This window comes from Candidatus Njordibacter sp. Uisw_056, from assembly GCF_047730085.1.
In the GTDB taxonomy this organism is placed as follows: domain Bacteria; phylum Pseudomonadota; class Gammaproteobacteria; order Pseudomonadales; family Balneatricaceae; genus Njordibacter.
In genome coordinates, this window is the sequence record NZ_CP159830.1 from 2,111,739 (window position 1) to 2,125,647 (window position 13,909).

13 protein-coding genes are annotated in these 13,909 nt (G+C 46.2%); 5 read left to right on the forward strand and 8 right to left on the reverse strand.

The window, feature by feature from the left end; translation table 11 throughout:
- Positions 1–150: 150 nt before the first annotated feature.
- The 3 genes from leuS to holA are packed head-to-tail and all read left to right on the forward strand — an operon-like array spanning position 151 to position 4,331.
- The gene (gene leuS / locus ABXT60_RS10165) at positions 151–2,742 is read left to right on the forward strand and encodes a leucine--tRNA ligase (RefSeq protein WP_443630039.1); all 2,592 of its coding nucleotides are present in this window, start codon (positions 151–153) and stop codon (positions 2,740–2,742) included.
- 45 nt (positions 2,743–2,787) lie between these two features.
- Complete coding sequence (locus ABXT60_RS10170; RefSeq protein WP_443630040.1) at positions 2,788–3,327, forward strand: hypothetical protein; 540 nt, start codon at positions 2,788–2,790, stop codon at positions 3,325–3,327.
- Positions 3,327–4,331 carry a DNA polymerase III subunit delta gene (holA, locus tag ABXT60_RS10175; RefSeq protein ID WP_443630041.1) on the forward strand — a complete coding sequence of 335 codons (1,005 nt, stop codon included), beginning with the start codon at positions 3,327–3,329 and terminating at the stop codon, positions 4,329–4,331. The genes ABXT60_RS10170 and holA overlap by 1 nt, the downstream gene beginning before the upstream one ends.
- Positions 4,332–4,334: 3 nt before the next feature.
- On the opposite strand, the gene ABXT60_RS10180 is transcribed toward holA, so the two are convergent.
- The 8 genes from ABXT60_RS10180 to mltB form a co-directional block, all read right to left on the reverse strand.
- The gene (locus ABXT60_RS10180) at positions 4,335–5,582 is read right to left on the reverse strand and encodes an NAD(P)/FAD-dependent oxidoreductase (RefSeq protein WP_443630042.1); all 1,248 of its coding nucleotides are present in this window, start codon (positions 5,580–5,582) and stop codon (positions 4,335–4,337) included.
- A 2-nt stretch (positions 5,583–5,584) separates the two neighbouring features.
- The gene (locus ABXT60_RS10185; protein WP_443630043.1) at positions 5,585–6,748 is read right to left on the reverse strand and encodes a saccharopine dehydrogenase family protein; all 1,164 of its coding nucleotides are present in this window, start codon (positions 6,746–6,748) and stop codon (positions 5,585–5,587) included.
- A gap of 87 nt (positions 6,749–6,835) precedes the next feature.
- A complete protein-coding gene (gene lipA / locus ABXT60_RS10190; protein WP_443630044.1) occupies positions 6,836–7,792 on the reverse strand; it encodes a lipoyl synthase in 957 nt (318 codons plus the stop codon).
- A 26-nt stretch (positions 7,793–7,818) separates the two neighbouring features.
- Complete coding sequence (gene lipB / locus ABXT60_RS10195; RefSeq protein WP_443632094.1) at positions 7,819–8,412, reverse strand: lipoyl(octanoyl) transferase LipB; 594 nt, start codon at positions 8,410–8,412, stop codon at positions 7,819–7,821.
- 70 nt (positions 8,413–8,482) lie between these two features.
- Complete coding sequence (locus ABXT60_RS10200; protein ID WP_443630045.1) at positions 8,483–8,761, reverse strand: HP0495 family protein; 279 nt, start codon at positions 8,759–8,761, stop codon at positions 8,483–8,485.
- Positions 8,758–9,879 (reverse strand): D-alanyl-D-alanine carboxypeptidase family protein, encoded by a 1,122-nt coding sequence (locus ABXT60_RS10205; protein WP_443632095.1) that lies wholly within the window; start codon positions 9,877–9,879, stop codon positions 8,758–8,760. Before ABXT60_RS10205 ends, ABXT60_RS10200 begins: the two co-directional genes overlap by 4 nt.
- Before the next feature lie 200 nt (positions 9,880–10,079).
- A complete protein-coding gene (locus ABXT60_RS10210; protein ID WP_443630046.1) occupies positions 10,080–11,126 on the reverse strand; it encodes a septal ring lytic transglycosylase RlpA family protein in 1,047 nt (348 codons plus the stop codon).
- 15 nt (positions 11,127–11,141) lie between these two features.
- Positions 11,142–12,104, reverse strand: a complete 963-nt coding sequence (gene mltB / locus ABXT60_RS10215; RefSeq protein WP_443630047.1) for a lytic murein transglycosylase B — start codon at positions 12,102–12,104, stop codon at positions 11,142–11,144.
- Between the two features lie 225 nt (positions 12,105–12,329).
- Here mltB and ABXT60_RS10220 point away from each other — a divergent pair, with 225 nt between their 5' ends.
- Together ABXT60_RS10220 and ABXT60_RS10225 are read left to right on the forward strand one after the other, a co-directional pair.
- A complete protein-coding gene (locus tag ABXT60_RS10220) occupies positions 12,330–13,112 on the forward strand; it encodes a putative hydro-lyase (protein WP_443630048.1) in 783 nt (260 codons plus the stop codon).
- Positions 13,113–13,126: 14 nt separating this feature from the next.
- Positions 13,127–13,903: a 5-oxoprolinase subunit PxpA gene (locus ABXT60_RS10225; RefSeq protein ID WP_443630049.1), complete on the forward strand. Its 777-nt coding sequence runs from the start codon at positions 13,127–13,129 to the stop codon at positions 13,901–13,903.
- Positions 13,904–13,909: the final 6 nt, after the last annotated feature.

Below are 13,909 nucleotides of genomic sequence, written 5' to 3' on the forward strand. Positions count from 1 at the left end.
TATAAACACTCAGATCGCCAAGTAATAATCACTCAGCGATTAAGCCCGCCTATTTTATCAATCAAGCTACCTGTTGCCTATGCTCTAGTGTTATTATATGGGTCGATTTAATTTCCAGCCATATCGGCTTTACCACTAGTTACGGCACCCATGAACGAACAATATAACGCGCACGACATAGAACCAGAAATTCAAGCCTTTTGGGAAGCTAACGATAGCTTTCAGGTGCAAGATAATCCTGACCAAGAAAAGTATTATTGCCTTTCGATGTTCCCATACCCTAGTGGCCGCTTGCACATGGGCCATGTGCGTAACTACACCATTGGTGACGTGATTTCTCGCTTTCAGCGAATGAAAGGTAAAAACGTATTGCAGCCTATGGGCTGGGATGCCTTTGGGTTACCTGCTGAGAATGCGGCCATGAAAAATAATGTGCCTCCTGCTAAGTGGACCCATGAGAACATTGCCTATATGCGCGACCAACTCAAGCGCATGGGGTTTGGTTACGATTGGAGCCGTGAACTAGCGACCTGCGAACCGTCCTACTACCGATGGGAACAGTGGTTTTTTACCAAACTATTAGATAAGGGTTTAGTTTATAAAAAAAATGCCGTGGTTAACTGGGACCCAGTAGACCAAACTGTATTAGCGAATGAACAAGTAATTGATGGCCGTGGATGGCGTTCTGGCGCATTAGTTGAGCGCAAAGAAATCCCTCAGTGGTTCCTTAAAATCACTGATTACGCTGATCAGCTATTAGATGATTTAGATCAGCTGGACGGATGGCCCGAGCAAGTGCGTACTATGCAGCGCAATTGGATTGGTCGCTCTCAAGGCGTAGAACTTAGCTTTGATGTGCCGAGTCACGGGCCGTTAGACGTATTTACTACTCGTCCAGACACGTTAATGGGTGTCACCTATTTAGCGGTGGCTCCACAACATCCTCTTGCTTTAAAAGCTGCAACAACCAATGCAGCGATGGCCACATTCATAGATAGCTGCAAGAATATGAAAGTGGCTGAAGCCGACATGGCCACCATGGAAAAGCTAGGCTTAGACACCGGCTTTATTGCAATACACCCCATTACAGGAAAATCTGTACCCGTATGGGCTGCCAACTTTGTGCTGATGGACTATGGCTCTGGTGCGGTAATGGCTGTGCCAGGGCATGACCAGCGGGACTGGGAATTTGCCACGAAGTATGGCCTTGCCATCCGTCAAGTGGTTCGTTCTGCAGACGACAGCGTTGTAGTCGATATCTCAAAAGCAGCGTTCACAGCTAAAGGCCTTTTGGTTAACTCTGGCACGTTTGATGACATGGATTTTCAAATGGCCTTCGACGCCATTTCAGCAGAACTTGAACACCATGGTAAGGGTAAAATTACCACTAACTATCGCTTGCGCGACTGGGGCGTATCCCGCCAACGTTATTGGGGAACTCCTATCCCCATAATCAATTGTGATACTTGTGGCCCAGTAGCGGTGCCAGAAGATCAACTGCCTGTGGTATTGCCTACGAATGTAGAATTTGACGGCAGTGGCTCTCCACTTAAGAAAATGGCATCGTTTATTAATACCAGCTGCCCTAAGTGCGGCGCGGCAGCAAAGCGTGAAACGGATACTTTTGACACCTTCATGGAGTCTTCTTGGTATTACGCACGCTTTACTAGCGCTAACCATAACGACAATATGTTGGCACCTAATTCTGCAGACTATTGGGCCCCAGTTGATCATTATGTGGGCGGTATTGAACACGCCATATTGCACCTTTTATATTCACGCTTTTTCCACAAGCTAATGCGTGACATGGGTCTTGTGTCTTCTGACGAACCCTTTAAAAAACTGCTTTGCCAAGGCATGGTATTAGCTCACACTTATTACCAGCAAGACGAAAAAGGTGGCCAAGATTGGATTTCTCCACTAGATGTGGACCCCGTTATCGATGACAAAGGCCGTATTACTGGTGCATTGAAAAAATCTGATGGCTCGGCTGTGTTGTATGACGGTATGGGCAAGATGTCTAAGTCTAAAAATAACGGCATTGACCCACAAACCATGATTGATCAATATGGTGCAGACGCCGTGCGCTTGTTCACCATGTTTGCTGCACCTCCAGAACAGTCTCTGGAGTGGTCTGATGCTGGCCTTGAAGGCTCTCAACGATTCATTAAACGTTTTTGGAAACAGGTATACCGACACTTGTCAGCGCCTGAAGCGCCTGCCTTAGAGGCAAATCAACTTAACCAAAAGCAACAAGACATCCGCCGAAAGACTCATGAAACTATCCGCAAGGTTAGCGATGACATTGAGCGTCGTACTACCTTTAACACTGCAATTGCAGCAATTATGGAACTAAGCAATACCATTGCTAAGTTTGATGACCTTAGCGACCAAGGCCGAGCTGTGCGAGCAGAAGGTTTGAGCACTGCGGTGCTACTAATGTCGCCTTTTACCCCTCACTTATGCCATACGTTATGGCAAGCATTTTCTGGCAATGACACCATTTTGCAAACACCTTGGCCAGAAGTGGATGAAAGCGCTTTGGTGAAATCGAACATTGATATGATGATTCAGGTTAACGGTAAGCTGCGCAGCAAGATAAGTATTGATGCTAATATGGATCGTGATACGATTCAACAACTTGCCCTAGCAGACGCAAAGGTGCAAAGTTTTATCACCAACATGGCGGTACGCAAAGTAATAGTGGTACCCAATAAACTGGTTAATATCGTTGTTAGTTAACACCTAGCAGGGTTGCTCAAGTGAGTATAAATAGGAACACAACCAATGATTAACACAACCTCTACGTTGGGTGTCTTGGGCAGGTTTAGCATCGCTGTATGCCTTAGCCTGGTTATGGCCAGCTGTGGCTTTCATTTGCAAGGCCAAAGCCAACGGTCTTTTCCAGCTCAGCTCAACCTTTATGTAGACGATCCTATACTAGGGTCTATGGTTGCCAACAACCTGTCTGAACGTGGCGTTGTGTTAACTCTGGTAGAGTCTGTGGTGGGCACTGATACCAAAGCACCCACCCTGCAGCTAACGCGTACTCTAAAAAATAGCACTGAGCTCATTTTAGACGCTAATGGGGATGCTTTAATCTGGCGCTACACCCTAAGCAGTGAGTATTTGGTGATTGCAGCTGGCGTGCAGCCAGACACTGAACAAACACTGACTGCAACTGGTTCACTGCCTATGTCTGTAAGCACTGATGTTGACTTGAGCGGAGGTAACGCCACTATTAACGAACGCATTGAAGCTGACAGCTGGGCGTTGCTGTATAAGCAACTTGCCTCTGGCATTACTCGCCAGCTTAGCTTTGAATAATGCGCATTAAACCAGACCAACTCCAAAACCACTTAACCAGGGGCTTGGCTGGCTGTTATATGGTGCATGGTGATGAACCTTTGTTGCAGCAGGAAATATGTGATGCTATTCGAACCAAAGCGCGCCAAGAAGGTTTTTTGGAACGTGATTTATTCCATGCAGAAGGACGCTTTGATTGGCAGCAAATTACTGCGTCAGATCAAGCCATGTCACTTTTTTCTAGCCGCAAAATAATTGAAATCAGAATGCCCAATGGCAAACCTGGCAAAGAAGGCTCTGCCACCTTAAGCTTGCTGGTTAGCCAACCTAACCCAGACAATCTGGTGTTAATTAGCAGTGGCAAAATTGACTCCAAAGGCCAAAGTGCTAAATGGTTTAAGGCACTAGAAACCGCTGGGGTTTGTATGGCCATTTTTCCACTAGAAGCACATCACATGGCTGGCTGGATTAACAATAGGGTCCAAAAACTAGGCCTAAAAATAACCCCAGACGCTTGCCAATTGCTGACCCAAAGAACTGAAGGTAACTTACTCGCTACGGCTCAGGAATTAGAGAAATTCACCCTTAATGGTGCGAACTTCGAAATTACTGCAGAACATATTAATGCCGACGTTGGCGGCCTTGCCAGATACAGTAATTACCAGCTTGTAGATACCGCCCTTACCGGCCAAGCGAGCCACAGCCTCACCATGCTCTATGGTTTAAAGGAAGAAGGGTCCAAGGCTATGGAAATTCTATGGGTATTAAGCCGAGAAATTAGGCTGCTCATTAATGTTATTAACCACCCTCAAGGGGTTGAAGCTGGACTGAAGCAAGAACGCGTATGGGAAAAGCGTAAAGGCTACCTGCGTACTGCGGCGCAAAATCATAACAGCCACAGTGCCCAAGATATGCTACAGCAATGCGAAGCCATAGATCAGTGTGTAAAGGGTGTGAGCAAAGCTAATGCATGGGACTTGCTAAGTGGCTTAATAATGCAACTTGCCGGCAAACCTATTCGCTAGTCATTAGCTAAAGCGCCCAATACTATAGGCTGTTAAGTCTGTACCTTTGTCGGGTTCCAACAAATCTTCAGCTACCATTTGCCCACTAGACGCGGCCTGAGTCATACCTAAATGGGCATGGCCAAAGGCATAAGACAATCCCTGCCATTTTACTGACCGGCCTAGCACAGGCAATGAATCTGGCGTAGATGGCCGATGTCCCATCCATTGCTGGCCGTTTTTGGTATTTAACTCGGGTAGGTAGCGCTTGGCTAGAGCCAATAAATTTTCACTGCGCTTAAAGTTGGGCGCAGCTGTTAAGCCCGCAAATTCTGACGCACCGCCAACGCGCACACCAACAGATAAAGGCGACACAGCAAACATTTGTTCGGCAAATAAAAGCTCATGGCTTAAGGCTATATTAGGGTAAGGCAAGGTGGTGTTATAGCCTCGTTCAGATTCTAGCAAACACGTCTCTCCCACTTGTTTGGCTAGCTGTTTAGACCAAGCACCTGCGGCTACTAAGGTGATGTCTGAAACATGCTCACCCACTGGCGTTTTAACACCCACTACCCGCTTGTCTTGAGTTACTAAAGCGTCTACATTAGCCGTTACCAAGGCCACACCTTGGCTCACTAACCATTCTCGCAAACTTCCCACTAGGGCCTTCGGGTCGTCAATAATGCGCCATTGGGGCTGCAATACACCGAAGGACTTTGTCTGCCCTATAGCAGGCTCCATACGCCTTAATTCAGCCTCACCCAAAAGCTCAAAGTGTTGCCCATATTGCTTACGGATGTCCCACTCTTGCGCACTTAATTTAAAACTTTTGTAATCATCGTAGACTCTAATACAGCCTTTATCTCGCACTTTATCTGCATAGCCTATGGCTTTAAGCATAGGGTCATAGTCTGCACTTACTCTACCATTGATGGCCTGCAGTGCTTTGGCAATGTGCGAGACGTTTTTTTTACGGCTATGCCCAAGATACGCTAGTAACCAGGGTATAAATTGAGGAATGTGGGCTGGCCTTATAGACAAGGGGCCCATTGGGTCTAACAGCCACTTGGGTATAGACCAAATTTGCCCTGGCAAACTGTGCGGCACACATTCACTGATAGCTAGAGCGCCAGCGTTACCATAAGAGGTTTTATCTCCCACAGGGTCTCGGTCTACAATAGTGACGCTAACCCCTCTAATGTGTAGGGCATAAGCACAGCATAGGCCTACCATCCCAGCCCCAACAACAATAGCGCTTTTAGGTTGTTGCACAGTTAAACCAGATGATTCAGGTGTTTAATGGGCTCATGGTGATCATTTAGATAACTCAACCAATCAGACACTAAGCTAATTTCGTTGGGTGCGGCACTAACACCTGCACTAATACGCTCTTCTAAAACAGCATCAACAGCTAAACTCACCGTGGTCGATACCAAGCGCGCCATGGCGCTACCTTGGTCCTTACCAAAGGCATCCATTGAGTAGCTTTGGTGCCAAATACATTGGTTAGTATCTGCATCTTTGGCCAACAGCTCTACATACAATACCACGCGGTCTTGCTCACCGTCTTTATAAGCGTATCGCTGCCAAAGCTCATCAGACTTGGCAGCAAGCTTGGCGTTTGCATCCGCACCATCGGCAGATTCCACTAAACTAAAAATGTCCTGCCATGCATCTGACCAGCCTGGTAGCCGCAAAGAACCACGGATAAATGTATCAACAGGCCACTGAGGGTCAAATTGGTATTGGGCCATGAAGGGTAGTGAGTCACGGTTAGGAATGGCTTCAAAGGTTGAACTGTGCTCTTCAGACAGCGGCATCGTATAGTCACGCACGGCAAGCCAAGGCTTACTATTGGTTTTAACTTCACCGCCTTCAAGCCATTTTGCAGTAGACCTAAGGGCAGTGAGCACACCCAGTGGCGACCAAGAAAACTTGTACTTAAAATCATTCTCTTCAGCAGGCAAGCCGCCACAAAATGACCTAAACTCTATATGATTAGTTTTTTTATATGCCGCAGACCCACGGTAATGGTTTAATAATGCATAAGCCAAGAGATGATCGATACCCGGGTCTAAGCCTACCTCGTTTACCAAACATAGGCCTTTCGATTTGGCTTGTTGGTTCAAGGCCTCCATGGCAGGTGATAAATAGCTGCTGGACACAAAATGAGCTTGGCTATCTAGGGCTAACTGGGCCACCTGAAGATGAAATGACCCAGGCAACATGGATACCAAAATGTCACCCTTGCTTACATGACTAGCTAGTTGTTGCCAGTCTAGTGTTCGTGCCTGACATTGGCCTTCTAAATTATGGATAACGGCTTCAGCTTTACTTAAAGTACGGTTCCACAACCATAACTCTGCACCATTACCGATGAGTCGTTTAATACCTGGCGCGCTAGAAAGCCCAGCGCCTAGCCAATGAATGATCGCCATAACTAGCCCTTACCTTATGTTGGTTTATTTTATTGTATTTTTTATGTGTCGCGTTAGGCAATATAAAGTGCACTTTTTCATTAGCAATTAACTTATCACTTCGCCTTTTGCTTGTAAATCTGCATGATAAGAGGACCTCACTAGTGGCCCACTGGCTACGTGCTTAAAGCCCATTGCTCTGGCTGCTACACCCAACTCATCAAACTCTGCAGGCGGCACAAACCGATCTACAGGCAAGTGGCTTAAACTCGGTTGTAAGTATTGTCCAAGGGTGAGCATATCTACATCGTGGTCTCGTAAATCTTGCAACACTTGCAATACTTCTTCGTTGGTTTCACCCAAACCCAACATTAGGCCTGATTTAGTTAACACGTCAGGACACCGCTGTTTGTATTTTTGCAGCAAATCCAAAGACCATTGGTAGTCTGAACCTGGGCGGATCTTTTTGTATAGGCGGGGAATGGATTCCAAGTTATGGTTAAACACATGGGGAGGTGTTTGGGCTAGGATATCTAATGCAATGTCCATACGCCCCCGAAAGTCTGGCACAAGTACTTCAACCTGAGTTGTTGGCGTACGCTCATTAATGGCGCTAATACAATCTGCAAAATGCTGTGCACCACCATCTCTTAAATCGTCACGATCTACAGAGGTGACCACAACGTACTTAAGCGCCATATCAGCCACAGCAGTGGCTAATTCTCGAGGCTCATCGACGGCCAATGCATTGGGGCGCCCGTGGGCTACATCACAAAATGGGCATCGACGCGTGCAGATTTCACCCATAATCATAAAGGTTGCAGTGCCGTTACTAAAGCACTCGCCTAAGTTAGGGCAGTTAGCTTCTTCACATACAGAAGCCAGCTTATGCTCTCTAAGTTTAGATTTAATACGGTTAATTTCAGGCGAACTCACAACTTTAATCCGCAACCAGTCTGGCTTACGAGGCATTTTTTCAGTCGGAATAACTTTAATTGGGATACGCGATACCTTATCGGCGCCACGAAGTTTAACGCCTGCTTCTGCTTTGTATGATGTCGCCATAGTAACTTATTGCTCTTGTGTTATATTCAATGGTGTCCAACCCAAGGTTGTTGAGTTGTCTTAACGTGTAGGTACTGCAATTGCTTTACTAAATGTTGGCACATGCTACGGGCTACTTGATCAAAATCAACCGCCTGATTAAAATCGATCATCTGCACCATGTCTAAACCAGGGTAGCCGCAGGGATTGATACGCTTAAAGGGGCTAAGATCCATGTCTACATTAAGAGCTAGGCCATGAAAACTACACCCTTTGCGAACACGCAGCCCCAATGAGGCTATTTTACTACCATGCACGTATACGCCAGGGGCTTTAGTGTCTGCATTAGCCGCAATGCCATAAGACTTCAAGCAGCCAACTAGTGCTTGCTCCATATGCGAAACTAGCATTCGAACACCTATACTTAAGCGTTTTAAATCTAACATTAGATAGATCATCATCTGCCCGGGCCCATGGTAAGTTACCTGACCCCCACGATCCGATTGTACTAGAGGTATGGTGCCTCGGTCTAACATATGTTCGGCCTTACCTGCCTGGCCTTGGGTAAATACAGGCAGGTGTTGTAATACCCATATCTCATCTAAAGTCGCCTCATCCCGCTGATTGGTAAAGTCTTGCATACCTTGCCAACTGAGTTCATAGGCTTGGGGTGATAGCAGCCTTATTAACACCCCTTTTTTAGCGGCTAAGCTAGAGGACAAGTTTAACCTTGCCGCTGTCCATTAGAGTTTGATGTATTTCTTTTAAATGATCTTCACTCTGAGCGGTTACCGCCAGACGTATAGACTGAAACGTGCCATTTCGGCTATCTACTACCTGCACTTTTTTGGGGTCTAGTTCGGGGGCCAAACGCTGCATACATTCAACCACCCACTTATGATAATTTGCCGTTTTAAGGCCCACAATTTTTAAACTATAGTTAGCGCAGGGAAACTCAATTTTTGGGGCTTCAGGCTTAACTTTCATCATTCGCCACTAATAAGTCGTTTTGCACTATCGGTAATGCCTTTGAAAAAACCACCTTCAAGTATATCGTTACTGGCAACTAAATCTCGCTCTAAAATAATGTCTGTGTCTAGGGTAATGACAAGCTTACCTAAAATATCACCGGCAGATAATGGGGCTTCAATGCCGTTATTAATGTCCATGGTCGCTTTAATGTATTTGGCTTGGCCACGTGGAATAGTGACAGCAACTTCACTTTCAAGCATTAACTCCATGTAGTCTTGTGCACCGCCCCAAACCCGAGCTTCGTTTAAAATTTCTTGGGCGTCGTAAAGCACATGTGTTTCAAAAAAGCGCATGCCGTAGGTGATGAGTTTTTGTGATTCTTGTGCCCGAGCCTCAGTGCTGGCGGCACCTAGAACAACAGAAATTAAACGCTGGCCATCCTTTTTAGCTGATGCCACCAAACAGTATCCAGCCTCAGACGTATAGCCTGTTTTTAGTCCATCTACTGTACTGTCACGCCACAACAACTTATTACGATTTGGCTGCCTAATTTTATTAAAGGTAAACTCTTTTTCCGAATACACCTTATATTGCTCAGGGTATTCACGAATAATTGCCCGAGCCAGGGTGGCTAGATCCCGTGCTGTAGTTTTATGGCCTTCTGCTGGCAAGCCTGTAGAGTTGCGAAAGTGTGTTTGAGTCATGCCTAGGCGCACAGCATGCTGGTTCATTAAATCTGCAAAAGCGTCTTCGCTGCCTGCCAAATGTTCTGCAACTGCTACACTGGCGTCGTTACCAGATTGAATGATAATGCCACGCATTAAGTCTTCTAATTTAACAAAGGTGCCCTCTTGGATAAACATCCGCGAACCCTTTGTTCGCCATGCCTTTTCACTAATACGCACCTGGTCATCTAACGAAACGTTGCCCAAAGCTACCTCATAGTCCAACATGTAAGCGGTCATTAACTTGGTTAAGCTCGCTGGGGCCAGCACGTCGTCGGCGTTCATTTCAACAATCACCTCACCAGTGATCGCATCGATTAATATATAGGACTTAGCTGCCAGCTGGGGAGGTTGAGGCACAAGGGCTTGAGCAGCGTGGGCAGAAGTAGCCAGGCCAATAGGTAGCAGCATGGATGCGGCTGCAACCAGCACCACAGTTTTAACGCTATGTTTTATTGCCTGCTTCACGCCGCAAAATAATAACTTAGCCGAAGCCACAATATTTACCATACTCAAACACCTTAGTTTATTGGTCCAATGACCTAATCATTTTCATTGGCAATTTTCAACGGCTCAAAGTGTACCATGAGAGACACGCTTGAGGCAGCAAATTAAGGCTTTATCATAAGCCCTTGGCCACGCCCTAAGGTTGCCAATTGCTGCATCAATAAAGTGGCACTGCCAGCATCTGTGATAGGCCCAATAAGGATGCGAAATAAATCTGGCCGATCACTAGCCTGCTCTACAAAAACATTAGCTCGCTTAAGCTCCTGTACTAGAGCGTTTCGCAACAATAAAGCGCTACCAATGTTCGACACTGCCGCTACCTGCACGTAATAGCCAGACACACGTTTGTATTGTTGGCGAATTTCATTCTGGGATGAAGACCGCACCTGAGCCACTGGCTTAACACTAACTGCAGCAGTTTTAGCCGCGGATTTAACAGGCACAATAGCTTTGCTTTGTGACGCAGAAAAACTATTACTATTACGCTGCTTACGAATGCTTTGTTCTAGTGCAGGGCTCCACTGACTCGCATCAATGGCCTCAACTAACACTTCTGCAACACCCGTTTTGCGGTAATCTAATTTACTGGCGGCAGCATAAGACAAATCAATCACGCGATCACCATGAAACGGGCCCCGATCATTCACTCTAACAATGACCATCTTATTATTAGCCAGGTTAGTAATTCGAGCGAAGGTAGGCAGAGGCAAAGACTTATGAGCTGCACTCATTGCATACATGTCATAGGTTTCCCCGTTAGAGGTTAAATGACCATGAAACTTTTGCCCATACCAAGACGCTAAACCGCGCTCTTGATAGCCAACGCTAGACGCCATTACCGAGTAGGATTTACCCCACACTTGGTATTGACTCTTATTGCCACCTCGGCTGTGGGGCTCTACTTTTGGAATGGCATCTGGGGCCTTACTCATGTCTAGGTGCTGCTTGGGGCCCAAGTCTTGTTTAATGGCATAACGTGCTTCGGTTTTAGCCTTAGCAGCCGCTACTATTGCCACTTGCGAATTGCCCACGCTTGTATTGCTATTGGGCTGGGCACTAGCATTGCCGCTGGGTTGTTGGCTGGAAGTAGAGCAAGCACTCACAGCCAGGGCCAAGAGGGTCGTTAAAATAATTTGGAATCTATACTGCATGTTATACAACCTAGTTTAGGGTTTGGCGATACCTTGGGCAATTTCTACCACCGCACGACTATACCAAAGTGAATGATTATAACGTGTTATGGCGTAAAAGTTAGCACCCCCTAAACGATGCTCAGCCTCATTTTCGGTGGAAAAAGCATACAAGTTGAATTCCTTCATTTTGTCTGCCAACTCTGGCACTCGAATACCCCTGAGCTGCCATTGCTCTAGGGTTATACCTTGCCGTTTAGCTTTTTTACTCACCCAAACTGGGTCTATTTTTGTGTCTACTTCTACCAGCCATGGTTCATTAGCCTGCCAACCATGACGTGCTAAGTAATTGGCAATACTGGCAAAATTATCAGCCTCACTGTGGAATAAATCAATGCGGCCATCACCATCACCGTCTAGGGCAAAATCACGATAACTTGTAGGGATAAATTGTCCCATGCCCACAGCACCTGCAGCAGACCCTTTAACCAGCATAGGATCTAGGCCCTGACTATGGCTGAGACGAAAAAACTCAGCTAATTGACGCTGATAAAACTGACTTCTACGGGGGTAGTCAAACGATAACGTTGCAAGCACCCGCAAGGCCAGATGCTTACCCATGTTGTTACCATAATTACTTTCAATACCTGCAATGGCAGCAATAATAGCGGCATCAACGCCAGTTTCTTGAGCGACTAAATTCAATTGAGTTGCATGCTGTTTGAGAAACTTTCGGCCTAAGTTAATGCGCGACGGAGTCACCAGTCGCTGTTGATAACCACGCCATAATAATTTGCTTTCTGGTGCGTTCCGCAGTATTGGCACAATACTGGGTTTGGCTTTAGTTTGGGACAAATACTGTAACACCTCAGTTCTAGTAAAACCCACATCACCTGCCTCATCCAGCCACTTTGCTACGTCATCTCGCTGGTCGAAGCCAGCATACCCATGAGCGCTAAACAGCCCAACTATAAGCCAACTTAATACGATCTTTCTCACACCCTTCTCCTTGGACATTTGGCTTTGCTAATGTTGACACAACTTAAGCTAGTTACGCTCTTTTAAACTAAAATCTATCAATTAACACGCAGAATATCAATAAGCCGATCAGTTGATAAAATATATCTATCAATACGCCAAATAGATTTAATTAGACACTACCGCTTTTGGACTGCAAAATACATGCAAATACAGATATAACCATCATTAATTGCCGGACGCTCTATGACCCTAACACCACTGCAACTTAGGCAACAAATCCGTAGCGGATCTATGACTGATAATACCTCTGGATTATGCTCTGGTTACGTACAGGGCAACCTGTGTATCTTACCTGAAGATTATGCCAACGATTTCTTAAAATTTTGCCACCTAAACCCCAAGCCATGCCCTATTATTGGCATGTCAGAAAACCCTGGCGACTTTCGCCTAAAAAGCCTGGGCCAAGACATCGACCTGCGTACTGACATACCGCAGTATAAACTATTTAATCATGGCAAAGCTGAACATCAAGTGAGCAATATTATTGATCATTGGCGTGACGACCTGGTCGCTTTTGTACTAGGCTGCTCGTTCTCTTTTGAGGAAGCTCTGATCGCTGATGGCCTTGATGTACGTAATCTTTCAGAAGGGGTGAATGTGCCTATGTATCGCACTAATATTGCGTGTAAGGAAGCCGGTCCATTTGCGGGCAATATGGTCGTAAGCATGCGCCCGTACAAACCTGCAGATGCAATAAGAGCCATTCAAATATGTAGCCGATTCCCATCTGTCCATGGCGCCCCAGTACATTTTGGCAACCCCAGTGAAATTGGTATTAGCAACCTCAACCAACCTGATTTTGGTGACAAGGTATCTCTTAATGAAGGCGAAGTACCTGTGTTTTGGGCCTGTGGTGTCACCCCTCAGGTGGCCGTTGAAAATGCTAAACCGCCGTTCTGTATCACCCATGCGCCAGGTTGTATGCTGGTAACAGATTTACCTAACAGCCAATTAGCCATATTTTAGGTAAGGGGAAAAACATGTTACTTAATTGCGATTTAGGTGAAAGTTACGGTTCTTGGACTTTAGGCCAAGACGCAAAGGCTATGCCACACATAGATCAAGCCAATATTGCCTGTGGTTTTCATGCGGGTGATCCGTTGGTAATGCAACACACGTTAGCATTAGCAAAGCAGCACAAGGTTATGGTGGGGGCTCATCCCGCCTACCCAGATCTAGTGGGTTTTGGCCGTCGTTCCATGAACTGCTCAGAGCAAGAAATAATTGCATTTATGCACTATCAAATTGCTGCCATGGAAGGCATGGCTGCATGCCAAGGGTTAACCCTCAGCTATGTAAAGCCCCACGGCGCCCTCTACAACGACATGATGAGCAAGGCAACGGTGCGCCAGGCAGTTATGCACGCAGTGAGCAGTTACCCAAGCCGAGTGCCTGCAAGTGGCGTAACCCAACCACCATTAAAGTTAATGTTACAAGCCAATACCCAGGCGCAAGAACATCTAAAACAAGCACAAGACTTATCTTTAGAATTGTACTTTGAGGCATTTGCAGACCGTTGTTATGAGGATGACGGCAGCTTAATGGCTCGTGCTAAGGCTGGCGCTGTGCTGGGTCATGATGCCATGCTCAAGCAAGTAAAACAGTTAGCCCAAGAAGGCACAATTACTAGCGCCAGTGGGTCAATCTTAAGGCTTAAGGTGGACAGCCTTTGTGTACACGGAGATAATGATGCTGGTATTGCAGCCATTACATCCATCCGCCAATTGATGAACCAAGCATCTGCCGACCAGACATAACCTAAC

Coding starts and splice junctions, on each gene's coding strand:
- leuS (WP_443630039.1), top strand. CDS start 151: ATGAACGAACAATATAACGCGCACGACATAGAACCAGAAATTCAAGCC.
- ABXT60_RS10170 (WP_443630040.1), top strand. CDS start 2,788: ATGATTAACACAACCTCTACGTTGGGTGTCTTGGGCAGGTTTAGCATC.
- holA (WP_443630041.1), top strand. CDS start 3,327: ATGCGCATTAAACCAGACCAACTCCAAAACCACTTAACCAGGGGCTTG.
- ABXT60_RS10185 (WP_443630043.1), bottom strand. CDS start 6,748: ATGGCGATCATTCATTGGCTAGGCGCTGGGCTTTCTAGCGCGCCAGGT.
- lipA (WP_443630044.1), bottom strand. CDS start 7,792: ATGGCGACATCATACAAAGCAGAAGCAGGCGTTAAACTTCGTGGCGCC.
- lipB (WP_443632094.1), bottom strand. CDS start 8,412: ATGCAAGACTTTACCAATCAGCGGGATGAGGCGACTTTAGATGAGATA.
- ABXT60_RS10200 (WP_443630045.1), bottom strand. CDS start 8,761: ATGATGAAAGTTAAGCCTGAAGCCCCAAAAATTGAGTTTCCCTGCGCT.
- ABXT60_RS10205 (WP_443632095.1), bottom strand. CDS start 9,879: ATGCTGCTACCTATTGGCCTGGCTACTTCTGCCCACGCTGCTCAAGCC.
- ABXT60_RS10210 (WP_443630046.1), bottom strand. CDS start 11,126: ATGCAGTATAGATTCCAAATTATTTTAACGACCCTCTTGGCCCTGGCT.
- ABXT60_RS10220 (WP_443630048.1), top strand. CDS start 12,330: ATGACCCTAACACCACTGCAACTTAGGCAACAAATCCGTAGCGGATCT.
- ABXT60_RS10225 (WP_443630049.1), top strand. CDS start 13,127: ATGTTACTTAATTGCGATTTAGGTGAAAGTTACGGTTCTTGGACTTTA.